Here is a 22670-nt window from a genome sequence, read left to right as displayed (position 1 = left end):
GATGCCAGTTGAAAACGGAGGCCCCTATGGCAGACAGCGATTTTCCCGGTTGGCATGGCACGACAATTATTGGCGTCAAGAAAGGCGGCCAAGTGGTGATTGCCGGGGATGGGCAGGTCAGTCTGGGCCAGACCGTGATCAAAGGCACCGCCCGCAAGGTGCGCCGCCTTTCGCCCGGCGGGTTCGAGGTTGTGGCTGGTTTCGCCGGATCAACAGCCGATGCGTTCACTTTGCTGGAACGGTTGGAAGCCAAGCTTGAGGCAACGCCGGGCCAACTGGCCCGCGCCTCGGTCGAGCTGGCGAAAGACTGGCGCACCGACAAATACCTTCAAAAGCTTGAGGCGATGCTGATCGTCACCGACGGCAAAGACCTTTTGGTGATCACCGGGGCAGGGGATGTGCTAGAGCCCGAACACAACGTCGCCGCCATCGGGTCGGGTGGCAATTTTGCATTGGCCGCCGCCCGCGCGATGATGGACAGTGACAAAAACGCCGAAACCGTGGCGCGCGAGGCAATGGCCATTGCCGCCGATATTTGCGTCTACACCAACGGCAATCTGACGGTCGAGGAAATTTAAGACGTTCTGCGTTTAATTCGGTGAAATGCATCTAAATGCGCGTTCGACCGGAGGGAGAGGCAGCGTATTTCGATTCAAATCAAACGCAAAACTGTCTCAGGCCAATAGCGCCTTGACCTCTTTCCCTTTCCAGCGGCGGTGCATGCCGATCAGGCCCAGTATCGCCGCGACGATGACGATGTAGTAGGGCACGCGAATGTCGATGCTCATCAATCCGCCGCCAATCAGTGACATGATCCCTCCAGCCAGGCAGAAGACGGCTGTTGTCACGCCCATGACCCAGCCCTGATCGGTTTCGCTGACACTTGCAGAAAACAAGCCCAGTAAAGTCGGATAAGAAACGCCGAAGAAGAAATAGAAAAAGAACACCGGCACGTAACTGAGAACACCGCTGGGGCTAAAGGCGAAACCAAAACCACAAATCACCATTGTGATCAGCGAGACATAAATGATCTGATGCTTGCTGAACCTTTGTTGTGCTGGTTTCACCAGAAAAGTGCTGGAAAAGGCCAGGGCAAAGCCGATGACGACCATGGCCATGCTCCCTCCGATGACGCCATAGCCAAAGCGACTGGTCAGATAATTGTCGACGAACACGTAGAAGGTGACGTTGGCGATCATGAAGAAGGAATAGACTGGCAGGATCTTCAAGACCATCGGATGCCCTCGCACCGCAATCAGGCTGTCGGTAATATCGCGGGGGCGAAACACGAAAGCAGTCCGCTCGGTCCTTGTGTCTTTGAAAAAGGTCATCACCATAAAGATGGCGATCAGCACCAGAACAAACGCGCCGTAGAACGGCATCTTGAGCGTGGCATAGCTGCCCAGCAAAGTGGCGTCGGACAGAACGGCGCCGATGATGGGCCCTCCGACCAGGCCAAAGCTGACGCCGGTAACGATGTACCCCATGTTACGATCCCGGTCGGCGGCATCCGTGCTGCCATCAATCATCGCCGCCTGCGCGATTGGTTGGTTTCCGGCTGTGAACCCAGTAATTGACCGCCCGACGATCAACAGCAGCAGGCTGTTGAGGTAAAGTGAGGCGATCGTCAGCGCATAGCCCACAAGCGCCCCACCCAGACAAACCAGTAGCGCGTTCTTGCGTCCGATCGAGTCCGAGACCTTGGACACATAAACCACCCCAAGAAACCACGACAGAAAGAAGCACCCGATCACCAAACCGTAGTAGAAATGCCGCCGTCCCATCGGTGTACTTTCGGGCAGAAAACTGGACGACGTCTCCATGATCAGCGAGTTGATGATCGGAAAGACCAGACCCTGACCCAACAGGTCCACAAACACCACGAACAGCAGGGTGATCTTGGCAATTTTCGTCATTTTCAAGCTCCTGACCTTCAGGCCACCGTAACAGAATGGGCGCGTTTCACCTATGGAAAGCAATTGCAAACACGATAGGGCGTTGCTAACCAACGCTGCCGCTGTTGTTTTCACCTGTGCGGTGACTACGTCAACCAAACCGCTGATCGAAAGGACTTCACCCGTGACCGACCTGACCCCGCGCGAGATTGTCTCGGAACTGGACCGTTTCATTATCGGTCAGAAGGATGCCAAACGCGCGGTCGCCGTGGCGCTACGCAACCGCTGGCGGCGCAAACAACTGGCCGATGACATCCGCGATGAGGTTTATCCCAAGAACATCCTGATGATCGGACCCACCGGCGTCGGCAAGACCGAGATCAGCCGCCGTCTGGCGAAGCTGGCTCGCGCCCCCTTTATCAAGGTTGAGGCCACAAAGTTCACCGAAGTGGGTTACGTCGGCCGCGACGTCGAACAGATCATCCGCGATCTGGCCGATGCGGCGATCATCCAGACACGCGAGTATATGCGCGAGGATGTGAAAGCGCGCGCCTATCAAGCCGCCGAAGACCGGGTGATCGAAGCCATCGCTGGGGAAGACGCACGCGAAGGCACGCGCGAGATGTTCCGCAAAAAACTAAAGGCCGGCGAGCTGGATGACACGGTGATCGAGCTGGAGCTGGCCGACAGTTCAAACCCGATGCCGATGTTTGACCTGCCCGGTCAGCCCGGCAGCCAGATGGGGATGATGAATCTGGGCGATATCTTCGGCAAAGCGTTCGGCGGCCGCACCGTTAAGAAACGCATGACCGTGGCCGAAAGCTATGACGCACTGATCGGGGAAGAGGCCGACAAGCTGCTGGATGATGAAACCGTCAACCGCGTGGCCTTGGAGTCAGTCGAACAGAACGGCATCGTCTTTCTGGATGAGATCGATAAGGTTTGCGCCCGCTCGGATGCGCGCGGTGGCGATGTCAGCCGTGAGGGGGTGCAGCGCGACCTGCTGCCGCTGATCGAGGGCACCACAGTATCCACCAAACATGGCCCGGTGAAAACCGACCATATCCTGTTCATCGCCTCAGGCGCGTTCCACATCGCCAAGCCCTCGGACCTGCTTCCGGAATTGCAGGGGCGTCTGCCGATCCGGGTTGAACTGCGCGCGCTCACCGAAGAGGATTTTGTCCGCATCCTGACCGAGACCGACAACGCCCTGACCCGCCAGTACACCGCGCTGATGGGCACCGAAGAGGTGACTGTCAGTTTCACCGATGACGGCATCGCGGCGCTCGCCAAGATCGCGGCGGATGTGAACCAAAGCGTCGAAAACATCGGCGCGCGACGGCTTTATACGGTGATGGAACGCGTGTTCGAGGAACTCTCGTTCACAGCACCCGATCAGGCCGGAGTGGAAATCACTGTGAATGCGCAATTCGTGGATGACAATCTGGGCGAATTGACCAAATCCACCGATCTCAGCCGTTACGTTCTGTAACGCACCCGGCTGATTTTTGCCGCCTGTGCCAACCTGCCTCGCTGGACGTGGGGCGGGAATGCGTTAGCCTAGGGCCAAACCTCTAAAGGGCCGTTCCCCGTGCTGCGTTACCTTCTGATTATTCTGACCGCGACGTCTCTGACCGCCTGCGTGGATCGCACCGTGTCCAAAACTGTGCCATCTGCGCTGAGCGTCGGCACGGCCGAGACCATTTTTGCCACCACCACCCGCGCGCGTGAAGTGGATGGATCATATGGGTTCAAACGCGGTGAGACACTGCAATTTCTGGAAATGACGGTCTCTATCCCGCCCAACCACACGCCGGGAACGCTGGATTTTTCTTACGCCAATCCAAACCCTGAAAAACAGTTTGTCATGGCCGGGGTCGAGGAATTGCAGGGGCCCAAAGACATGAAATCACGCCTCAAAGGCGCAGATGAGGTGTCGATATTTATTCATGGGTACAACACCACCCAGGCAGAAACCGCCTTTCGTGCCGCTCAGCTTAGTCACGATCTGAACATCCCCGGCGCGACAATGGTCTATTCCTGGCCCAGTCAGGCCACGGGATATGGCTATGCCTATGATCTGGACAGTATGCTGTTTGCCCGCGACGGGCTGGAAAAAACCGTCCGCCACCTGAAATCCATGGGTGTCAAACGCGTTGTTCTGGTGGCGCATTCCATGGGCACTGCCCTGACGATGGAGATGATGCGACAGGCCGAGCTGCGCGAACCCGGATGGTCCAAGCGCAACATCGAGGGGGTTGTTCTGATCGCGCCGGATCTGGATGTGGATCTGTTCCGGTCCCAGATGGACGTCATCAAGACCCCGCCTGACCCCTTCATCGTCATCGTTTCACAAAAGGACAAGCTGCTGAGCATCTCGGCCCGGCTGCGCGGCACCACCAAGGGCGAACGGCTGGGCAATATCAGCTCGACCGACGCGCTGGCCGAGTACAAGATCAGCATTTTGGACACGACGGCCTTTAATGATGACGCAAAATCCTCGCATTTCGTGGCTGCAACCTCGCCTGCATTGCTTGCGATTATCGGGTCGGCCCGCCGGGTCAGCAATACATTTGGCACCGAACAGCGGGGCATCGACGTGATTGCCCCAGCAAGCGTCCGCAACCCGACCGGCGCGACCGAGATCGTTCTGACCGAAACAGGACAAGCGCAGGTCAGCTCTCCGTGACGCAGTTTCAGGCTGCCCTGTTTCTACGTGACAACGGGGCGTGGTTGGGTGCGGGAGTGGTGCTGACATTCCTGTCCAGTTTCGGTCAGACCTTTTTCATTTCGGTTTTTTCGGGCGAGATTCGTACCGCCTATGGGCTGAGCCATGGAGCGTGGGGTGGGTTGTATTCGCTGGGCACCACAGTTTCCGCTGTCGTCATGATCTGGGCCGGAGGTTTGACGGATATCTTCCGCGTGCGTGTGCTGGGGCCTGCAGTTCTGGGCGGTTTGGCGCTGGCGGCGTTGGCCATGGCGCTCAATAGCCTGTTGTTCCTGTTGCCGGTCATAATTTTTTTGCTGCGCTTGTTTGGTCAAGGCTTGAGCATCCATCTGGCCATGGTCGCAATGGCGCGCTGGTTCACCGCGACGCGGGGCAAGGCGTTGTCAATCGCCTCGGTCGGGTTCGCAGTGGGCGAAGCATTGCTGCCAGTGATCTTTGTGGCCGCGATGGTGTTTTTAGACTGGCGAGTGCTTTGGGTGATGTCCGCCGGAGTAGTGGTTTTGGGAATCCCAGTCCTACTGCTTCTGCTGCGGAAAGAACGAACCCCGCAAAGCCTTGCCACCGAATATTCCTCTGTCGGTATGCAAGGGCGCCACTGGACCCGGAGGCAAGCACTCCTGAACCCGCTTTTCTGGTTCATGACCCCTGCAATACTGGGACCATCCGCCTTCATCACTGCGTTCTTCTTTCATCAAGTGCACCTGGCTGAAATCAAAGACTGGCAACATATTGAACTGGTGGCCCTGTTTCCGGTCTATACCGGGGTTTCGCTGCTTTCGATGTTTGCAGCGGGTTGGGCTTTGGACAAATGGGGCACTGCGCGGATTATGCCGTTTTACCAATTACCTATGGCAATTGGTTTCATGATCGTCTCGGCCACAGATACACTGGGAGGAGCGGCACTGGCATTGATCTTTCTGGCCCTGACCGTCGGGGCAAACAGTACCCTGCCCAGCGCTTTCTGGGCCGAGTTTTATGGAACCCGCCATATTGGTGCGATTAAGGCGATGGCCACGGCGGTCATGGTATTGGGTTCAGCAATCGGTCCCGGTTTGACAGGAGTTCTGATTGACCAAGGTATGGCACTGGACAATCAGTTCTTATGGATCGGTGTTTTCTTTATTGCCGTTAGCGCGTTGGTCTGGATCGGAATTACACGCGCTGTTCGCTAGTTTTAGCGCGTGCGTCGCAGATAGACGTAATACGCGCCATCACCGCCATGACTGATATGCGCAGGAGTAACCTGCAAAACCGCCTGCGCCAGCGGCGGGATCGACAGCCAATGCGGCACTTGATTGCGTAGAACGCCGCGCGGGGTGGGAATGGGACCGGGTTCATCCCGATCCTTGCCTTTACCGGTCACCACCAGAACCAGCCGTTTGCCCTGTGCCTGCGCGGTCAGCACAAATCGGACAAGGGCAGGATGGGCCGTGTCCATGCGCATTCCATGAAGGTCCAGCTTGCCCTCTGGCTTGATCTTGCCTCGCTTCATGCGACCAAATGCCTTGGCGTCCATCTGCACCGGGCTAGCCCGCAGCCGATCCGTGACAGAGGGCTGCAGCGAATTTCGCGATGGCTTGGCTGGCGCTGTTTGGCCAAGCTCGAACGGGTCGACCCGCGCTTTGGGCGTTTTGGTCGGCTTGGGCTTGGGCAGTTGGGTCGGATGTACGGATTGTGGCAACTCGGGATGCATCCGTTCAGCTTGTTTGGCAACTTTGCGCCATAGCTCGATCTCGTCCTCGGTAAGTTTGCGCCGGGTCATCAGAATGCATCCGGCAACAGCGCATAGGCGCGCTGGATTGGCAGCAAAACGACCATGCGCCCCGAATCCTTAAGACGACCAGCAGCGCGGCCAGCCTCGTCCCCGGTTCCAAAGAAGATATCTGCCCGCTGCGCGCCTTTGATTGCAGCCCCGGTATCCTGTGCAATCATCAAGCGGCGCAAAGGATCTTTGCCGTTCTTTTCGACCCAGACCGGTGCGCCCAGCGGCGTATAGGCCGGATCAGCGGCAATACTGCGCATGGTCGTGACAGACCGATTCATTGCGCCCAACGGCCCAAACTCGGGTGCCACGCGCGTGACCTCTCGGAAAAACACGTAAGAGGGGTTGTGAAACAGAAGTTCGGCACCGGCCTCGGGGTTTTTGCGCACCCAGGATTTGATCATCTGCGCACTGACCTGATGCGCAGCCAATGCACCTTGTCGGATCAGCTCTTTCCCGATCGAACGATACGGATGGCCGTTCGCCCCGCCATAACCCACGCGCAATCCACCACCATCGGGCAGACGAATACGCCCCGAGCCTTGAATCTGCAAAAAAAACAACTCGACCGGGTCATCGACCCATGCGATCTCAAGCCCGCGGCCGTTCATTGCCTCGCCTGTCAGAATATCGCGGCGGCTCAACCAAGGTCCGTCGACCCGTGCCTCGGGGGGCATTTTGTAAATCGGGTATTTGTACCGTTCCGTCCGCGTGCGAGAGCCATCCAGTTCGGGTTCAAAATACCCCGTGAACAGGGCATCATCACCGTCCTCGACCAGAACGGGGCGAAAGAACAGTTCAAAAAAGGAACGTGCAGCATCCGCCTGGTAGGTGCGGGCGACAGCACACAGGGCGCGCCAGTCCGGATCTTCCAGATCACCACATGTGTTCAAGAAAACTGAAAGGGCCGCACCGTGGTCATCGGCTGCCCAGCCATCAAGATCGTCAAATGACAGAATGGAACGCGTCGCCTCGGCGCTGGCAGAGGTTGCCATCACAGCCCCCAGCAAAAGCGACCGAAGCGCAGCAATCATGCGTCCGTGGCAACAAGCAGCCAGTTAGGATCGTCCGAGCCCATGACGCGGGCAAAGGTCCAGCTGTCCTTTTGGCGTTTGACGGTGTTGGGGTTGCCTTCGATGATATCCCCACCGCGATCCCGGACAACCGATGTCAGCTCACCCACAAATCGCATGGTGATTTCGGCTTCGTTGGTGTCCTTGTCGAACTTCACATCAGCTAGGGCGGTTTCCCGCACACCGATAAACTCGGCCTCGATGGTCAGACCCTGATCTTCGCGAGAGGCGACCACCGAAACAAATGTGTCAAACACTTCTTCGGACAAGAAGGGCTGGATTTCATCCAGATTGCCCTTTTCGAACCCCATGACGATCATCTCATAAGCACCGCGGGCGCCTTGGACGAATTCGCTGACAGAAAAGCCGGGCTCAATCCGTTTCATCGCGGCCAGGGATTGGGCCTGCTCGCTGTCTTCGGCGACGTGGTCGGTAATGTCGTGATCCGGGCCACCTTCGATCACCTCGAAGTCTCGGCGCGATTTATGCGCTTCTGGCTGCTGTTGAACGGGGGGCTTCTCAAAACCCTCACGCGTCCCCAGCACGCTTTTCAGGCGTAGGATCAGGAAAACGGCAATTCCGGCCAGGACCAGCAACTGGATCATCGGTTCGTTCATTTCATCCTCTTTATCAGACCGCAGCTTTGTATACGCGGCCTCATGCCACTATGTAGGTGACAGTTCGGGACAAGTCTACTGCCCGACCTGTAGTAAAGGATAACGCTTATGTATCTGTTTCTGGCATTTTTGCTGGTTCCGATCATCGAAATCGCCCTGTTCATTCAGGTCGGAGGTCTGATCGGCCTGTGGCCCACGCTTGCAATTGTCGTTGTGACCGCTGTTATGGGTACTGCTTTGGTCAGGACACAAGGTCGCATGGCGCTGGCAAATCTGCAGCGTTCCTTTGCTGACCTTGACGATCCGACCGAGCCATTAGCCCACGGAGCGATGATCCTGCTGTCCGGTGTATTGTTACTGACGCCAGGCTTTTTCACCGACGCGGTCGGATTTGCCCTTCTTATTCCGGGGGTTCGCGTCGCTGTATTTCGATATCTGAAATCAAAAGTGCAGATAACTCAATTCCAGATGGGTACGGGCACGCAGTTTCGCGGTGGCCCCAACCCATCGGGTGATGACGTGATTGATGGGGAATACACCGAAGTTCAACCCCGTCGTGACCCATCAAAACCATCGAAATGGGTGGATGGCCCGTGACCTGCATTGAGGTGCCGCGCCCAACTTGCTAAGCAATGGCGGATTTTAGTTTCGGAGTAGACCCATGGCCGAAGAAGACGCCAAAGAAAACACCGCAGCCGCACCGGCTGCACCTCAGATTCAAATGCGCGTTCTGGGACAATTCATTCGTGATCTGTCTTTTGAAAACGTGATGGCCCAAAAGGGTGTGTCGGGCGACGTGCAGCCCGAGATTTCTGTTCAGGTCAATCTTGACGCTAAAAAGCGTCAGGTCGAGCATCAGTATGAGGTCTCGGTTAAGCTGAACCTCAAGTCCAAAGCCAAGGGGATGGAAGACGTCCTGTTCCTGTGCGAGATTGACTATTGTGGTCTGTTCCATGTGGAAGGCGTGGCCGAGGATCAGCTGCACCCCTTCCTGATGATCGAATGTCCCCGGATGCTGTTCCCGTTCCTGCGCCGTATTGTCAGCGACGTAACACGCGACGGTGGATATCCGCCGGTCAATCTGGACAATATCGACTTTGTAGCTTTGTACCGGAATGAGCTGATGCGCCGTCAGGCCGAGGCGCAGAAAGCAGAAGCCTAAACGATCTGACCCGCGCCGGGAACACCTTCAGGCGCGGGTCCACAGGGCGTTTTCGCCCAGTTTTTCAACAAAACCTTCATGCGCCGCGCGCTCTTCTTCCGTGATCCTTGAAGCCAACGGCGTCGGACGGGCTGTGGGCCGCCATTCCTCACCCCCGGCTGCTGTTGCCGCCGCCGAAGTCGACAGACCAAAATCCGGCTGTCGTCCGCCGATCAGTTCAAGATACACCTCGGCCAGGATCTCTGAATCCAAAAGCGCGCCGTGCAATGTTCGGTTTGAGTTGTCGATATTAAACCGCCGGCACAGCGCGTCCAGAGTCGCAGGCGAGCCGGGGAATTTCTTGCGCGCCATAGCCAGCGTATCCAGTGCCTGTGCCATAGGCAGGGTCGGCAAACCCATCCATTTGAGTTCGGCGTTCAGGAATTTCATGTCGAATGAGGCGTTGTGGATCACCAACCGCGAATCCTGCACGAAATCCAGAAACCCCTGACCGATCTTTGCGAAAACCGGCTTATCCTTCAGCGTGACCTCGCCCTTTTCTGGCGGGCGTGGGTTATCCAGCAGGTCGGGGCCGATACCATGCACGCCAAACGCCTCTTCAGGCATCCCGCGTTCGGGGTTGATATAGACATGATAGGTCTCACCCGTGGCCATGTGGTTCCACAGCTCAACCGCGCCGATCTCGACGATTCGATCGCCACTTTCGGGGTCAAAGCCCGTGGTTTCGGTATCCAGTACAATTTCACGCATCTGCCAGCCCCGCCCGTATCTGCCTGACCACATCCTGCACCTGCGCGCGGGCGTGGTCCAGACTGTCCGTCTCGATCACATAGTCCGACCGAGCGCATTTTTCGTCATTGGGCATCTGTTTGGCACGGATCTGTTCGAACTGCGCCTCGGTCATCGTGCCGCGCGCCATCACGCGACGCTTTTGCTCATCGGCTGGGATCGACACGCAGGCGACGGCATCCATCACAGCGTCTCCACCGGTTTCAAACAACAAGGGAATGTCGAAAACCAGAATATCCGCCGTGGCGTTCGCCCGAAACGACGCACGGTCTGCGGCGACCAGAGGGTGCACGATGCCTTCGATCTGTTTCAGCGCAGCCGGGTCATTTCCGATGATTTGTTTCAACACTTCCCGGCTGACGGCGCCGTCAACGATTGCGGTCGGGAAAGCTGCTTGCATTGGGTCAATAGCAGCTCCACCCCTTGAATAGAGTCTATGTACGGCCGCATCGGCATCCCACAGCGCGCAGCCTTCATCAACAAACATCTGCGCCGCCGTGCTTTTGCCCATTCCGATCGAGCCCGTCAGGCCCAGCGCGAAACTCATGACAAAACAGCCGCGCGCAGGTCCAAATTGACCTCGGGGCGGACGCCGAACCAACTTTCGAAACCCGGAACCGCCTGATGCAGCAACATGCCTAGGCCATCGACAGTGGTGCAGCCGACCTCTTCGGCGGTTTTTAGTAAATGCGTTTTCAGCGGTGCGTAGACCAGATCCGTCACAACCGCACCGGGCTGCAACCCGTCCAGCGGCACACGCAGTTCGGGCTGCCCTTGCATCCCCAAAGAACTGGTGTTGACCACCAATTCCGCATCCTCGATCACATTTCCAGCCTGAATCCAATCGACAACCTTGATGCTGGGTCCAAATTCATCGCGCAGTATCTCGGCCCGTTCACGGGTACGGTTGGTCAACAAAATCTCGGGCACCTCTGCGTCAACCAAAGCCTGAAGCACCGCCCGCGCGGCACCGCCTGCCCCGAACACAACCGCAGGTCCGCCCGACGGGGACCAATCCGGCGCACCGCTGCGCAGGTTCTCAAGAAACCCGTAGCCATCGGTGTTGTCTGCGTGAATTCGGCCATCTTTCTGGAAAACCAGCGTATTTGCCGCGCCGATCTTGCGTGCCCGGTCCGAAACCTCGTCGGCCAGTCGCAGCGCAGCCTCTTTATGTGGAACAGTGACATTTGTCCCCACGAACCCAGCCTTGGGCAATGCGCGCAACACATCCTGCAAGTCTTCCGGGGCCACATCCATCGGCACGTAGTGACCCTGCAGCCCATAAGTCTTCAACCAATGCCCATGTAACTGAGGTGACTTCGAATGCGCGACCGGGTGCCCGATCACCCCAGCCAAAGGAATTTTTGTCTTGCTCATTGATCAATCACCCCTTTGACAGCCAGGTAGTTCAGCAGCTCTAATAGAGGCATACCCAAAACGTTAAAATAATCTCCGTCAATGGTGGCGAACAGGCGTACGCCCTCTTCTTCAAGCTTATAGGCCCCGACCGCATGGCGGATACTCTCCCAGTTGCGGTCGATATAGTCGCGCAGATACGCATCCGAGCTCATCCGCATCCGCAGGCGAACCTGACCCACATGCCGCCAGATCGGCTCGCCGTCTTGATAGATCACGGCAGCAGATAACAACATGTGCCGCTTGCCCCGCATCGCCTTAAGCTGCGCAAAAGCATCCTCGGCCGTTTTGGGTTTGGACAACAGCTGACCGTCGAAATCCAACACCTGATCACAGCCCAGCACCATCGCGCCGGGGCTCTTGTCACTGACCTTGCGGGCCTTCATCTCGGCCAGCGCATCGGCAATGTCGCGCGGGCTGGCACCCTCGGCCAGCAAGGCGCGTTTCATCGTCTCTTCGTCTACGCGCGCGACTTGGACGGTAAACGGCACGCCTGCGTTCTGCAGAAGCTGCGCGCGAATGGATGACCCCGAGGCCAGAATGATGGGGACAGACATGTGGAAAACCCCGTGTGCAAATCGTTGAGCGTTCTAGGATGTTTTGTATGGTTTTCAGGTTGACACGCAAGCCCGGTGCTTTCGACTGAAACTTCCCCGAGTCGCCCAAATCCTGTCCATCCGGGACAAGGATAAGTCTGTCGAATGGTATAACCCGAATTTCCTTAATTACCCAAAGAGTTATCCCCAGAAGTACACATTCAATAATGGTTTAAAATACTGTTTTTTATAAAGAATTTTTTTTCTTCAACAGAATCGTTTTATTCAAGCTGGATTCTATCCACCTGGGGAAAACACTTGTGTAAAAAAGTAATCCACGGAAATTGTTCACCCTACAAAACCATCTTCCTTTTTCTTTTCTTATTTTTTTATTAGGGAGGGTTTCGAGCAACCCTCGGAGCCAGCATGACCGACCTCCTTTTCGCAATCTACCCGTGGGTGAAGTCAGTCCATATTATGGCTGTGATCTCTTGGATGGCGGGCTTGTTCTACCTGCCCCGTTTGTTCGTCTATCACGTAGAAAAGGCGCAAGCAGTAGACGGAGCGCAGGAGATCTTCTTTGAAATGGAAGAGAAGCTGCTGCGTGTGATCATGCGTCCGGCGATGATCGTGGCGTGGGTCTGCGGGCTGATCATGGTCCTTACACCTGGCATTGTTGGCTGGGACTGGACCTGGCCCTGGGCCAAGGGGGCTGCGGTGATCGGGATGACCTGGTTCCATCATTGGCTGATGGCGCGACGCAAGGACTTCATAGCGGGGCGAAATAAGCTTACTGGGCGGCAGTACCGCATGATGAACGAGGTTCCGACCGTTTTGATGGTGATCATCGTTCTGGCGGTCGTTCTGAAGTTCTGAGCGAGCATTTGACTCGGACCTCTGGGATGCGTATGTAACGCACAACACGCCCGTCCGGGCGGCGTATCTTCCGTACTGAAATTCCACTTCGTGCCGCGCAGTCAGCGGTGAAGGTTTGTATCATGTCCAATGAATCTCTGAATCTGGCCGATCTGAAAGCCAAAAGCCCCAAAGACCTTCTGGCCATGGCTGAAGAGCTGGAGATCGAAAACGCCTCGACCATGCGTAAGGGCGAGATGATGTTCCAGATCCTGCGCGAACGCGCGGACGAGGGCTGGACCGTGGGCGGCGACGGCGTTCTGGAAGTGCTGCAAGACGGCTTTGGTTTCCTGCGTTCGCCCGAGGCGAACTATCTGCCGGGTCCGGATGACATCTATGTGTCGCCTGATATGATCCGCCAGCATTCGCTGCGCACTGGCGACACCGTAGAAGGTGAAATCAAAGCGCCGGATGACAATGAACGTTATTTCGCGCTGATCAAAGTGACCAAGATCAACTTTGAAGAGCCCGAAAAGGCCAAACATAAAATTCTGTTCGACAACCTGACGCCTCTGTACCCGGATGAGCGCCTGAAGATGGAGATCGAGGACCCCACCATCAAGGATAAATCGGCCCGTGTGATCGACCTCGTGTCGCCGATTGGGAAAGGCCAGCGGTCGCTGATCGTGGCGCCTCCGCGGACGGGTAAGACGGTGATCTTGCAAAATATCGCGCATTCGATCGAACAGAACCACCCGGAGTGCTATCTGATCGTCCTGCTGATCGACGAACGCCCCGAAGAGGTGACGGACATGCAGCGTTCGGTGAAGGGGGAGGTTGTATCCTCGACCTTTGATGAACCTGCAACGCGCCACGTGGCCGTTTCGGAGATGGTGATCGAAAAGGCTAAGCGTCTGGTTGAGCATAAACGAGATGTTGTGATTCTTTTGGACTCGATCACAAGACTTGGTAGGGCGTTTAACACTGTGGTCCCATCTTCGGGTAAGGTTCTGACCGGTGGTGTGGATGCGAATGCTCTGCAACGACCCAAGCGGTTCTTTGGTGCGGCCCGGAACATCGAAGAGGGCGGTTCGCTGACCATCATCGCCACAGCGCTGATCGACACCGGCAGCCGGATGGACGAGGTGATCTTTGAAGAATTCAAAGGCACCGGTAACTCGGAAATCGTGCTGGATCGCAAGATCGCCGACAAGCGCGTGTTCCCAGCCATCGACATCCTCAAATCCGGCACCCGGAAAGAGGACTTGCTGGTCGACAAGGGCGATCTGGCCAAGACATTTGTTCTGCGCCGAATCCTCAACCCGATGGGCACGACCGACGCGATCGAATTCCTGCTGTCCAAGTTGAAACAGACGAAGACGAATGGCGAGTTCTTCGATTCAATGAATACCTGACACAGGTCTTAACCAACGCGAGGCCTTCGAATGGATACGATATTCGCCTTGGCCAGCGCGCAAGGCAAAGCCGGGGTGGCGGTGATCCGCCTCTCGGGGCCCATGGCGCATTCTGCAGCGGCAGATTTGACGGGTGGGGATTTACAGCCGCGCGGGATGAAGTTGCGGACCTTGCGGACACCAGATGGGTCACGTCTGGATGATGGGCTGGTTTTGACATTTCAGGCACCAGCCAGTTTCACTGGCGAGGACGTGGCAGAGCTACAAATACATGGCAGTACAGCCGCGGTGAATGCCGTCATGCGTTGCCTGTCGGATACGAACGGTCTGCGCCTGGCAGAACCCGGAGAATTCACCCGCCGCGCGCTTGAGAATGGTAAGATGGATCTGACCCAGGTCGAGGGGTTGGCCGATCTCATAGATGCGGAAACAGAAGCGCAGCGCAAGCAGGCGCAGGTAATACTTGCAGGTGGACTAGGAACGCTTGCGGAAAGATGGCGTCGAGATTTGATCAGAGCGGCCTCATTGTTGGAGGCCGTGATCGATTTTGCCGACGAAGAGGTTCCAACAGATGTAACTCCTGAGGTCCGCTCTTTGATCTCGGGTGTTGTTACGGACTTGCAGTATCAAGCCGAAGGTGTCCGGATTGCTGAACGCATCAGATCTGGTTTTGAAGTGGCTATAGTAGGTCTTCCAAATGCAGGTAAGTCGACTTTGCTTAACGCATTGGCAGGGCGTGAAGCGGCAATCACTTCCGAATACGCCGGAACTACCCGAGACGTCATTGAAGTAAGGATGGACTTGGATGGGCTTCCGGTTACCTTGCTGGATACAGCGGGCCTTCGCGAGACTGAGGATCACGTTGAAAATCTGGGAATCGAGCTTGCCAGGAAACGGGCGGAAACAGCTGATCTTAGAGTTTTCCTTGCCGAAGATCCCGAATTATTGGGTATCTCTATGCAAAAGGGGGATATCCATGTGTTGCCGAAATCTGATCTTCGCAGTGTATCAGATGGTGGAGTATCGGGGATAACAGGTCAGGGCGTGGATAGACTAGTATCCGATATATCGGGGGTACTTGGTCAACGAACCACTAGTTCTGGTATTGCAACACGGGAACGGCATCGTGTTGCGCTGGTAAATGCTCAGACCTCCTTGATCGCTGCGATGTCGTTTCTTGAATCAGGCCCCGACATGTATGATATCGTGGCTGAGGAGTTGCGCAGTTCAATTCGGGCGCTCGAGGCGTTGGTTGGCAGAATAGGCGTGGAAGATTTGTTGGACGAGATCTTTTCAAGTTTTTGCCTGGGTAAGTAAGGAGTGTTTCACGTGAAACATTCAGATTTCGATGTTGTAGTTATTGGTGCAGGCCACGCAGGAACCGAGGCTGCTCATGCTGCGGCACGGATGGGTGCCAACACTGCACTGGTGACCCTTTCTGCGTCAGATATTGGCGTCATGTCCTGCAACCCAGCTATTGGAGGTCTAGGTAAAGGGCATCTTGTTCGAGAAATCGACGCGTTGGATGGCGTCATGGGCCGGGTCGCCGATGCGGCAGGAATTCAGTTTCGTTTGCTGAATCGCCGAAAAGGCCCAGCGGTGCAAGGGCCCAGAACACAAGCAGACCGAGCTTTGTACCGATCTGCAATGCAGAAAGAAACACAAGCACAACAGAACCTCACCGTAGTTATTGGTGAAGTCGTTGACTTTCTGATGTCTGGCAACAAGGTTGTCGGCATAAAGCTCTCGGATGAGTCCGAATTAAGCGCCGCTGCAGTGATCTTGACCTCGGGTACGTTCCTGCGGGGAATCATTCATATAGGTGATGTTTCTAGACCTGGTGGCCGAATGGGTGATAGACCATCGGTTAAACTGGCCGAGAGACTGGATAGCTTCGAACTTCCATTAGGTCGGCTCAAGACTGGAACGCCCCCGCGGCTTGATGGCCGCACCATTGATTGGTCTAATCTGGAACGTCAGGACGGTGATGACGTTCCGACGTTATTCTCATTTTTATCCAAGACCGTCCAAGCGCCTCAGATTTCTTGCGGTATAACACATACTAACTCACGAACGCATGAGATTATCGAGCAAAACCTGTCGCGATCAGCGATGTATGGTGGCCACATTGACGGGATTGGTCCTCGGTATTGTCCATCTATAGAAGACAAGATTGTTAGGTTTGCAGACAAGGACTCTCATCAAATTTTCCTTGAGCCCGAAGGTGTGAATGACCACACAATCTATCCTAACGGAATCTCCACCTCTTTGCCCGAAGATGTTCAATTGGAATACGTTCGGTCGATTAAGGGCCTGGAAAACGCTGAGATTCTTCAACCTGGGTACGCAATTGAATATGACTACGTCGATCCGCGTGTACTGACGTCATCATTGGCACTTCCAAAGGTGCCTGGACTTTTCCTTGCCGGGCAAATCAATGGAACAACAGGTTACGAAGAAGCCGCGGCCCAAGGATTGGTTGCAGGTTTAAATGCTGCTTTGTCGGCATTTGATAAAGGACCCGTCCATTTCACACGTTCAGACAGTTATATCGGCGTTATGATAGATGACCTGACAACTCGTGGCGTTGCTGAACCGTATCGAATGTTTACTTCTCGGGCCGAATTCCGCTTGTCTTTGCGTGCTGACAATGCCGATCAACGTTTGACACCGATTGGTTTGGATTTAGGCTGTGTGAAATCTGTTCGCAGAACCTCATTTAATGAAAAGATGGAAAAGCTTAGCGCTGCAAAGGCTAAGTTGATTGAACGCAGTTTTACGCCAAAGGAAATCCGATCTGCTGGTATCAATGTAAACCAAGACGGTAACCGCAGGGATGGTATGGCCGTTCTGGCATTCCCAGATGTGTCGTTCGAAGACTTACTTCCCTTAATTCCTGCTTTGAAGGCCGTCGATCAAGACATACGCCTTCAGGTAGAGCGCGACGCCTTGTATGCGAATTATATCGAACGTCAGAAAAAAGATGTTGAGGCGATGAAGCGGGATGAGTCTTACGAAATTCCGCAGGATTTTGACTTTTTTGCTTTGGAAGGGTTGTCTTCTGAGATGAAGCAGAAACTGTCCATTGCCAGACCTGAAAATATCGCTCAGGCCGGACGCGTAGAAGGCGTAACACCAGCAGCTTTGACTTTGGTCTTAGCGAAACTTCGGCGGGACCAAAAGGTGCGAAAAGCATGATCGGGGCGATTTTCGAAGGTCTGGATGTTTCACGTGAAACATTGGAACGGCTGACGACATACGTTGACTTGGTAAATCGCTGGAATCCCAAAATAAATCTTGTCTCTCGCAACAGTCTTAATGAAATTTGGGTTCGGCACATCAAGGACTCGGTTCAGGTTTATCGGTGTGCAGATACATTCGACAACTGGGCTGACTTGGGTAGCGGAGGAGGTTTTCCAGGTATGGTCTGCGCTTTGATGGCGGCAGAAGAGAACCCAAATGCAGAGTTTACTTTTGTCGAAAGCGATCAAAGGAAATCGGCGTTTCTAAGGAATGTTGCGCGCGAATGTGGTGCCAATTGTAAGATCATATCTAAGCGAATTGAAACAGTTGGCCCATTGAATGCGCAAGTCTTGTCAGCCCGTGCACTAGCGGATCTGAAGACGCTTTTATCCTATTGTGACAGGCATTTAAGCGAGTCCGGTGTGGCGTTGTTGCCGAAAGGCGCAAACTGGAAAAAAGAATTGGACGACGCTCGGGAAGAATGGAATTTCCAAGCCGACCCGATTACAAGTTTAACAGAACCCCAAGCCGTTATCCTTAAGTTCAAAGGAGTTTCACGTGGTTGACCTGTCTCGCCCCACCGGCCCCAGAATTATTGCGGTTGCCAATCAAAAAGGTGGGGTAGGGAAGACAACAACTGCGATCAACCTCGCAGCGGGACTAGCCGAAGCTGGGTGTAATGTCCTGGTTGTCGATCTGGATCCCCAAGGCAACGCCTCAACCGGGCTTGGTGTTGAAGACCGGGATTGGACAACTTACGACCTTATTCTGGACGACGCTCCGCTAGAGGCAGTTATCCAAGAGACAGAAATTGGCGGACTCTACGTCATTCCGGCCACAGTGGATCTGAGTTCGGCGGATATTGAGCTTATTTCAAACGAGAAGCGCAGCTATCTGTTGCACGACGCGTTGCGACAAACGGCGATCGACAAGTTTGAATTTGATTTTGTGCTGATCGACTGCCCACCGTCACTGAACTTGCTGACTGTGAATGCTATGGTGGCTTCGCATTCTGTCCTTGTTCCTTTGCAAAGCGAGTTCTTTGCCTTGGAAGGTTTATCACAACTGATGTTGACGATCCGAGAGGTACGACAAACGGCGAATCCCGACCTCAGAATCGAAGGTGTTGTGTTGACCATGTATGACAACCGCAACAACTTGTCCCGGCAGGTCGAAAAGGACGCGCGTGACAATCTGGGTGAGATGGTATTTAAAACCAAGATACCTAGAAATGTTCGGGTGAGTGAGGCTCCGTCTTATGCGTTGCCTGTATTGCAATATGACTCCGGCTCTTTAGGGGCGATGGCATACCGTCATTTGGCACGGGAAGTCATTCATAAAAACAAAAAAGCCGCTGCATAAGCGGTAAAAGGAGGGTCACGTGGCCGCAAAGAAAGCAAAACCCCGAGGTTTGGGCCGCGGATTGTCCGCTTTGATGGCTGATGTGACGCAAGAACCCGAAGGTCGCTCTGTATCCGAACCGCGTCGTCCGGACATGACGGTACCAATCGAAAAACTGCACGCGAATCCTAATCAGCCACGCAGAACATTCTCGCGCGAGCAACTGGATGAACTTGCGGCTTCTGTCAAAGAAAAGGGCATCATTCAGCCGCTGATCGTACGCGAGATCTCTGAAGGGGACTATGAAATCGTCGCGGGCGAACGGCGATGGCGCGCTGCTCAGATGGCGCAATTGCACAATATACCGGTGATCGTCCGGGATTTCGACGACACTGAGGTCCTGGAAGTCGCTATTATCGAAAACATCCAGCGCGCCGACTTAAACGCAGTAGAAGAGGCGGCGGGCTACAAACAGCTTATGGATCGCTTTGGTCATACACAGGAGAAACTCGCCGAAGCACTGGGTAAAAGCCGCAGTCATATAGCGAATCTTTTGAGACTTTTGTCTTTGCCAATGGACGTTCAGCATTTCGTCGTTGAGGGGAAGCTTTCTGGCGGACATGCGCGGGCTTTGGTGACGGCTGAAAACCCGACCGATCTGGCCAAAACCGTCATTCGAGATGGTCTTTCGGTGCGTGCGACTGAGGCTTTGGTGAAAAAGCAGCACCAACCCGAGGCTGAAAAATCTGCACCTCGATCACGGAATTTGGACGCGGGCAAAGACGCCGATACGCGCGCGCTTGAAAAAGACCTGTCTGCAATTCTCGCAATGAAGGTTGTCATCAATCATAAAGCCGGAACCGAGACGGGACAGGTTGTCTTGACATATGAGAATCTGGATCAGTTGGACGATCTGTGTGCCAAACTTAGCCGTTAGGCCGGGTCCAGATAAAAGTTAGCACACCGCCAAGAACGACGGCTTGAATTGCCAAGACGTAGATAGGCACCGCGATCAGAACAGAAATTCCAAATACGGCAGCGATCGACACGGTGGCCGCTTTTTTTGCTGCGGGTCGAATGGAACCAGAGCTCTGCCAATCCTGGATCAATGGCCCAAACGTACGATGCGCGATTAGCCAGTGGTGCAGGCGTGAAGAAGAACGCGCGAAGAAGAACGCCGCCAATAATAGGAACGGCACCGTGGGCAGAAGGGGCAGCACAATGCCGATCACGGCAAGCGCAACGCAAATCAAACCCAAAGCTGCCCAGAGATACTGCATGTTACCCCAACAATTCTCGAATGACGGCGTCTAGAACTGCGCGTCCATCTTTGGTTGCGCGAAGCCGGTTATCATGCAGTTCGATCATCCCAAGTTCGCAGAGATGTTGCAGTTTTTCTTGTGGCAGAGGTTGCTTGGACAGGGCACCAAATCGATCAATATCTAGCCCTTCGTAAATCCTAATACCCATCATAAGGTATTCACTTGCCTGATCTTGTAAAGTTAAGGCAGCTCGTTCCTTCTCACCCGATCCCGCAGATGCAGCTTTCAGCCAAGCATTCGGGGATAGGTATGTTTCGGTGGCCCATTTTGTTCCGTTTGCGGTTACTCGTCCGTGTGCTCCGGGGCCGATGCCGACATAATCGCCATAACGCCAGTAAATCAGATTGTGTTGCGACTCTGACCCCGGTCGGGCATGGTTCGAGACCTCATAGGCGGGCAGGCTGTGGGCCTCACAAATCTCCTGCGTGGCGAGGTACATGTCAGCGGCGTGGTCATCCTCGGGCAGGCCGCGCAGTTTGCCCACCGCGTAACGGTCGCCAAAAGCGGTGCCTTCCTCGATCGTCAGTTGGTACAGTGACAGATGATCAACGGCCATCGACAGGGCTTCGGTTAGTTCCGCGCGCCAATCGTCCAACGTTTGATGCTGGCGGGCATAGATCAGGTCGAAACTGACGCGGTCAAAGCAATTCCGGGCGATATCAAAGGCGGCGCGTGCTTCGGCCACTGTGTGGATACGGCCCAGACGACGCAGATCTTCATCGTTCAGCGCTTGTACCCCCATCGAGATCCGGTTCACGCCGGCATCACGATAGGCAGCGAAGCGCCCAGCCTCGACCGAGCCGGGATTGGCCTCAAGCGTGATTTCCATGTCATTGGCGGGGCGCCACAGGGAGCGGGCCTCGTCAATCACGGCGGCGACAGTATCGGGGTCCATCAGGGACGGGGTACCACCGCCGAAGAAGATCGTGTTCAACACGCGATCAGGCGTTTCGATGGCCGAGCGGCGCAGTTCAGCTAAATATGCCTCAAGCCATTGTTTTTGATCAATATTACGGGAAACATGGCTGTTGAAATCACAATAGGGGCATTTGGCCTCGCAAAAGGGCCAATGCACATACAGGCCAAAGCCCCCGTTGCGCCAATCATCCGCCAAAGCAGCCCTTCACGAACATCTCCACCGCGTGGCCGCGATGGCTGATCTTGTTCTTTTCCCAGCGATCCATTTCGGCAAAAGTAATGTCATAGCCGTCGGGGACAAACATCGGGTCATATCCGAACCCGCCTTCGCCACGAATGGGCCAGACCAGATGGCCGGGGGCGATGCCCTCGAACACTTCGTCATGACCGTCGGGCCAGGCCAGAACCAGCGTGCTGCGGAACTGCGCGGTACGCGGGTGGGGGGCGTTTTTGGCTTCCAACTCATTATGCGCGCGGGTCATCGCCATCAGGAAATCCCGGCCATTGCCGGTTTCGGCCCAATCGGCAGTGTAGACGCCGGGTGCGCCGTTCAGCGCGTCGATGGTGATCCCAGAATCGTCCGACAGGGCAGGCAGGCCGGTTGCTTGCGCGGCGGCATGCGCCTTGATCCGGGCGTTTCCGACGAAGGTATCCTCGGTCTCTTCCGGTTCGGGCAGGTTCATGTCGCCCGCACCGATCACGGTCACACCAAAGGGCTCAAGCAGATGCGCCATCTCCTCAAGCTTGCCTTTGTTATGCGTGGCAAACAGCAGCCTGTCGCTGTCGAACTTGCGGGTCATGCGGTGGCGGCTTTCTGTGCGGCTGCCAATTCGCCGACGCCTTTTTCGGCCAGATCCATCAGCTGGTCCATCTGCGCGCGGCTGAAGACCGAGCCTTCGGCGCTCATCTGCACTTCGATCAGTTTGCCCGAACCGGTCATGATAAAGTTGCCGTCAACACCAGCCTCGCTGTCTTCGGGGTAGTCCAGATCCAGAACCGGCTGACCGGCATAGATGCCACAAGACACAGCAGCCACCGGATCGACCAGCGGATCGCTGATCACATCGCCCGCCTTCATCAGCTTGTTCACCGCCAGACGCAGCGCCACCCAACCGCCGGTGATTGAGGAACAGCGGGTGCCGCCATCGGCTTGGATCACATCGCAGTCGACTGTGATCTGACGTTCTCCCAAGGCAACCCGGTCCACACCGGCGCGCAGGGCGCGGCCGATCAGGCGCTGGATTTCCACGGTGCGACCGCCTTGCTTGCCTGAGGCCGCCTCACGCCGCATCCGCGTGTTGGTCGCGCGGGGCAGCATCCCGTATTCCGCCGTTACCCAACCCAGGCCCGAGCCTTTGATGAAAGGCGGCACGCGATCCTCGATTGTGGCGGTACACAGCACATGGGTGTCGCCCATCTTGATCAGGCAAGACCCTTCGGCATGTTTGGTGAAACCTGTCTCGATGGAAACAGCGCGCATTTCGTCTAGATTACGTCCTGAGGGTCGCATGGAATTTCCTTTGTTTGCTGGCTTTGGGATACCGCCCCGTGGCGTTACGATGCAACCCCGATTGACCTTTCATTTACCTGCGATTTAA

The 22670-nt window shown here is 55.5% G+C and carries 25 protein-coding genes; 13 read left to right on the top strand and 12 right to left on the bottom strand.

Going from position 1 to position 22670, the window contains the following annotated elements; translation table 11 throughout:
• Positions 1–26 precede the first annotated feature (26 nt).
• The gene (gene hslV, locus GOW48_RS17915) at positions 27–578 is read left to right on the top strand and encodes an ATP-dependent protease subunit HslV (protein WP_170755528.1); all 552 of its coding nucleotides are present in this window, start codon (positions 27–29) and stop codon (positions 576–578) included.
• A 96-nt stretch (positions 579–674) separates the two neighbouring features.
• Here the strand turns inward: hslV and GOW48_RS17910 are convergent, their stop codons facing one another.
• On the bottom strand, positions 675–1916 hold the full coding sequence (locus GOW48_RS17910) for an MFS transporter (protein WP_170755527.1): 1242 nt from the start codon (positions 1914–1916) through the stop codon (positions 675–677).
• Positions 1917–2079: 163 nt separating this feature from the next.
• Here GOW48_RS17910 and hslU point away from each other — a divergent pair, with 163 nt between their 5' ends.
• The 3 genes from hslU (at position 2080) to GOW48_RS17895 (ending at position 5795) form a co-directional block, all read left to right on the top strand.
• Positions 2080–3387 (top strand): ATP-dependent protease ATPase subunit HslU, encoded by a 1308-nt coding sequence (hslU, locus tag GOW48_RS17905; RefSeq protein WP_170755526.1) that lies wholly within the window; start codon positions 2080–2082, stop codon positions 3385–3387.
• 99 nt (positions 3388–3486) lie between these two features.
• The gene (locus tag GOW48_RS17900; protein ID WP_170755525.1) at positions 3487–4584 is read left to right on the top strand and encodes an alpha/beta hydrolase; all 1098 of its coding nucleotides are present in this window, start codon (positions 3487–3489) and stop codon (positions 4582–4584) included.
• Positions 4581–5795, top strand: coding sequence for an MFS transporter (locus GOW48_RS17895; protein WP_170755524.1), 1215 nt, complete (start codon positions 4581–4583; stop codon positions 5793–5795). The genes GOW48_RS17900 and GOW48_RS17895 overlap by 4 nt, the downstream gene beginning before the upstream one ends.
• Positions 5796–5797: 2 nt before the next feature.
• Here GOW48_RS17895 and GOW48_RS17890 read toward each other — a convergent pair whose 3' ends face one another.
• Genes GOW48_RS17890 through GOW48_RS17880 form a run of 3 tightly spaced genes read right to left on the bottom strand, consistent with a single transcriptional unit; the run spans position 5798 to position 8075 of the window.
• Positions 5798–6385 (bottom strand): Smr/MutS family protein, encoded by a 588-nt coding sequence (locus GOW48_RS17890; protein WP_170755523.1) that lies wholly within the window; start codon positions 6383–6385, stop codon positions 5798–5800.
• Positions 6385–7419, bottom strand: coding sequence for a murein transglycosylase A (gene mltA / locus GOW48_RS17885; protein WP_170755522.1), 1035 nt, complete (start codon positions 7417–7419; stop codon positions 6385–6387). The genes GOW48_RS17890 and mltA overlap by 1 nt, the downstream gene beginning before the upstream one ends.
• Positions 7416–8075 carry a Tim44/TimA family putative adaptor protein gene (locus tag GOW48_RS17880; RefSeq protein WP_170355605.1) on the bottom strand — a complete coding sequence of 220 codons (660 nt, stop codon included), beginning with the start codon at positions 8073–8075 and terminating at the stop codon, positions 7416–7418. Before GOW48_RS17880 ends, mltA begins: the two co-directional genes overlap by 4 nt.
• Before the next feature lie 108 nt (positions 8076–8183).
• On the opposite strand from GOW48_RS17880, the gene GOW48_RS17875 reads away from it, so the two are divergent.
• On the top strand, positions 8184–8672 hold the full coding sequence (locus GOW48_RS17875; RefSeq protein ID WP_170755521.1) for an FxsA family protein: 489 nt from the start codon (positions 8184–8186) through the stop codon (positions 8670–8672).
• Positions 8673–8736: 64 nt separating this feature from the next.
• Positions 8737–9237, top strand: coding sequence for a protein-export chaperone SecB (secB, locus tag GOW48_RS17870; RefSeq protein WP_170355607.1), 501 nt, complete (start codon positions 8737–8739; stop codon positions 9235–9237).
• A gap of 27 nt (positions 9238–9264) precedes the next feature.
• On the opposite strand, the gene dnaQ is transcribed toward secB, so the two are convergent.
• Genes dnaQ through GOW48_RS17850 form a run of 4 tightly spaced genes read right to left on the bottom strand, consistent with a single transcriptional unit; the run spans position 9265 to position 11999 of the window.
• A complete protein-coding gene (dnaQ, locus tag GOW48_RS17865; RefSeq protein ID WP_170755520.1) occupies positions 9265–9987 on the bottom strand; it encodes a DNA polymerase III subunit epsilon in 723 nt (240 codons plus the stop codon).
• Positions 9980–10573, bottom strand: coding sequence for a dephospho-CoA kinase (gene coaE, locus GOW48_RS17860; protein ID WP_170755519.1), 594 nt, complete (start codon positions 10571–10573; stop codon positions 9980–9982). The genes dnaQ and coaE overlap by 8 nt, the downstream gene beginning before the upstream one ends.
• The gene (locus GOW48_RS17855) at positions 10570–11403 is read right to left on the bottom strand and encodes a shikimate dehydrogenase (protein ID WP_170755518.1); all 834 of its coding nucleotides are present in this window, start codon (positions 11401–11403) and stop codon (positions 10570–10572) included. The genes coaE and GOW48_RS17855 overlap by 4 nt, the downstream gene beginning before the upstream one ends.
• Complete coding sequence (locus GOW48_RS17850) at positions 11400–11999, bottom strand: Maf family protein (protein ID WP_170755517.1); 600 nt, start codon at positions 11997–11999, stop codon at positions 11400–11402. Before GOW48_RS17850 ends, GOW48_RS17855 begins: the two co-directional genes overlap by 4 nt.
• A 405-nt stretch (positions 12000–12404) precedes the next feature.
• Here GOW48_RS17850 and GOW48_RS17845 point away from each other — a divergent pair, with 405 nt between their 5' ends.
• From GOW48_RS17845 to GOW48_RS17815, 7 genes are all read left to right on the top strand, one after another.
• Positions 12405–12854 carry a CopD family protein gene (locus tag GOW48_RS17845; protein ID WP_170755516.1) on the top strand — a complete coding sequence of 150 codons (450 nt, stop codon included), beginning with the start codon at positions 12405–12407 and terminating at the stop codon, positions 12852–12854.
• A gap of 122 nt (positions 12855–12976) precedes the next feature.
• Positions 12977–14248, top strand: coding sequence for a transcription termination factor Rho (gene rho, locus GOW48_RS17840; RefSeq protein WP_170755515.1), 1272 nt, complete (start codon positions 12977–12979; stop codon positions 14246–14248).
• A gap of 30 nt (positions 14249–14278) precedes the next feature.
• Positions 14279–15565 (top strand): tRNA uridine-5-carboxymethylaminomethyl(34) synthesis GTPase MnmE, encoded by a 1287-nt coding sequence (gene mnmE, locus GOW48_RS17835; RefSeq protein ID WP_170755514.1) that lies wholly within the window; start codon positions 14279–14281, stop codon positions 15563–15565.
• Between the two features lie 12 nt (positions 15566–15577).
• Positions 15578–17446 (top strand): tRNA uridine-5-carboxymethylaminomethyl(34) synthesis enzyme MnmG, encoded by a 1869-nt coding sequence (gene mnmG, locus GOW48_RS17830; protein WP_170755513.1) that lies wholly within the window; start codon positions 15578–15580, stop codon positions 17444–17446.
• A complete protein-coding gene (gene rsmG / locus GOW48_RS17825; protein WP_170755512.1) occupies positions 17443–18057 on the top strand; it encodes a 16S rRNA (guanine(527)-N(7))-methyltransferase RsmG in 615 nt (204 codons plus the stop codon). Before mnmG ends, rsmG begins: the two co-directional genes overlap by 4 nt.
• Positions 18050–18853 carry a ParA family protein gene (locus GOW48_RS17820; RefSeq protein ID WP_170355617.1) on the top strand — a complete coding sequence of 268 codons (804 nt, stop codon included), beginning with the start codon at positions 18050–18052 and terminating at the stop codon, positions 18851–18853. The genes rsmG and GOW48_RS17820 overlap by 8 nt, the downstream gene beginning before the upstream one ends.
• A gap of 19 nt (positions 18854–18872) precedes the next feature.
• On the top strand, positions 18873–19769 hold the full coding sequence (locus GOW48_RS17815) for a ParB/RepB/Spo0J family partition protein (RefSeq protein WP_170355618.1): 897 nt from the start codon (positions 18873–18875) through the stop codon (positions 19767–19769).
• On the opposite strand, the gene GOW48_RS17810 is transcribed toward GOW48_RS17815, so the two are convergent.
• The 4 genes from GOW48_RS17810 to rph are packed head-to-tail and all read right to left on the bottom strand — an operon-like array spanning position 19759 to position 22582.
• The gene (locus GOW48_RS17810; RefSeq protein WP_170755511.1) at positions 19759–20112 is read right to left on the bottom strand and encodes a YbaN family protein; all 354 of its coding nucleotides are present in this window, start codon (positions 20110–20112) and stop codon (positions 19759–19761) included. The genes GOW48_RS17815 and GOW48_RS17810 overlap by 11 nt on opposite strands.
• A gap of 1 nt (position 20113) precedes the next feature.
• Positions 20114–21268, bottom strand: a complete 1155-nt coding sequence (gene hemW, locus GOW48_RS17805; RefSeq protein WP_170755510.1) for a radical SAM family heme chaperone HemW — start codon at positions 21266–21268, stop codon at positions 20114–20116.
• Positions 21258–21872: an RdgB/HAM1 family non-canonical purine NTP pyrophosphatase gene (gene rdgB, locus GOW48_RS17800; protein ID WP_170755509.1), complete on the bottom strand. Its 615-nt coding sequence runs from the start codon at positions 21870–21872 to the stop codon at positions 21258–21260. The genes hemW and rdgB overlap by 11 nt, the downstream gene beginning before the upstream one ends.
• The gene (gene rph / locus GOW48_RS17795) at positions 21869–22582 is read right to left on the bottom strand and encodes a ribonuclease PH (RefSeq protein WP_170755508.1); all 714 of its coding nucleotides are present in this window, start codon (positions 22580–22582) and stop codon (positions 21869–21871) included. The genes rdgB and rph overlap by 4 nt, the downstream gene beginning before the upstream one ends.
• Between the last annotated feature and the right edge of the window lie 88 nt (positions 22583–22670).

The sequence above is a fragment of the Ruegeria lacuscaerulensis genome (assembly GCF_013033355.1).
Taxonomy (GTDB): domain Bacteria; phylum Pseudomonadota; class Alphaproteobacteria; order Rhodobacterales; family Rhodobacteraceae; genus Ruegeria; species Ruegeria lacuscaerulensis_A.
Note: the sequence above shows the minus strand (reverse complement) of the source record. Positions and strands in the feature narration are given on the sequence as shown.

Coding starts and splice junctions, on each gene's coding strand:
- dnaQ (WP_170755520.1), bottom strand. CDS start 9,987: ATGCGTGAAATTGTACTGGATACCGAAACCACGGGCTTTGACCCCGAA.
- GOW48_RS17855 (WP_170755518.1), bottom strand. CDS start 11,403: ATGAGCAAGACAAAAATTCCTTTGGCTGGGGTGATCGGGCACCCGGTC.
- GOW48_RS17890 (WP_170755523.1), bottom strand. CDS start 6,385: ATGACCCGGCGCAAACTTACCGAGGACGAGATCGAGCTATGGCGCAAA.
- GOW48_RS17850 (WP_170755517.1), bottom strand. CDS start 11,999: ATGTCTGTCCCCATCATTCTGGCCTCGGGGTCATCCATTCGCGCGCAG.
- rdgB (WP_170755509.1), bottom strand. CDS start 21,872: ATGACCCGCAAGTTCGACAGCGACAGGCTGCTGTTTGCCACGCATAAC.
- GOW48_RS17910 (WP_170755527.1), bottom strand. CDS start 1,916: ATGACGAAAATTGCCAAGATCACCCTGCTGTTCGTGGTGTTTGTGGAC.
- rph (WP_170755508.1), bottom strand. CDS start 22,582: ATGCGACCCTCAGGACGTAATCTAGACGAAATGCGCGCTGTTTCCATC.
- GOW48_RS17845 (WP_170755516.1), top strand. CDS start 12,405: ATGACCGACCTCCTTTTCGCAATCTACCCGTGGGTGAAGTCAGTCCAT.
- GOW48_RS17810 (WP_170755511.1), bottom strand. CDS start 20,112: ATGCAGTATCTCTGGGCAGCTTTGGGTTTGATTTGCGTTGCGCTTGCC.
- hslV (WP_170755528.1), top strand. CDS start 27: ATGGCAGACAGCGATTTTCCCGGTTGGCATGGCACGACAATTATTGGC.
- secB (WP_170355607.1), top strand. CDS start 8,737: ATGGCCGAAGAAGACGCCAAAGAAAACACCGCAGCCGCACCGGCTGCA.
- mnmE (WP_170755514.1), top strand. CDS start 14,279: ATGGATACGATATTCGCCTTGGCCAGCGCGCAAGGCAAAGCCGGGGTG.
- GOW48_RS17880 (WP_170355605.1), bottom strand. CDS start 8,075: ATGAACGAACCGATGATCCAGTTGCTGGTCCTGGCCGGAATTGCCGTT.
- mltA (WP_170755522.1), bottom strand. CDS start 7,419: ATGATTGCTGCGCTTCGGTCGCTTTTGCTGGGGGCTGTGATGGCAACC.
- rho (WP_170755515.1), top strand. CDS start 12,977: ATGTCCAATGAATCTCTGAATCTGGCCGATCTGAAAGCCAAAAGCCCC.
- rsmG (WP_170755512.1), top strand. CDS start 17,443: ATGATCGGGGCGATTTTCGAAGGTCTGGATGTTTCACGTGAAACATTG.
- coaE (WP_170755519.1), bottom strand. CDS start 10,573: ATGAGTTTCGCGCTGGGCCTGACGGGCTCGATCGGAATGGGCAAAAGC.
- GOW48_RS17875 (WP_170755521.1), top strand. CDS start 8,184: ATGTATCTGTTTCTGGCATTTTTGCTGGTTCCGATCATCGAAATCGCC.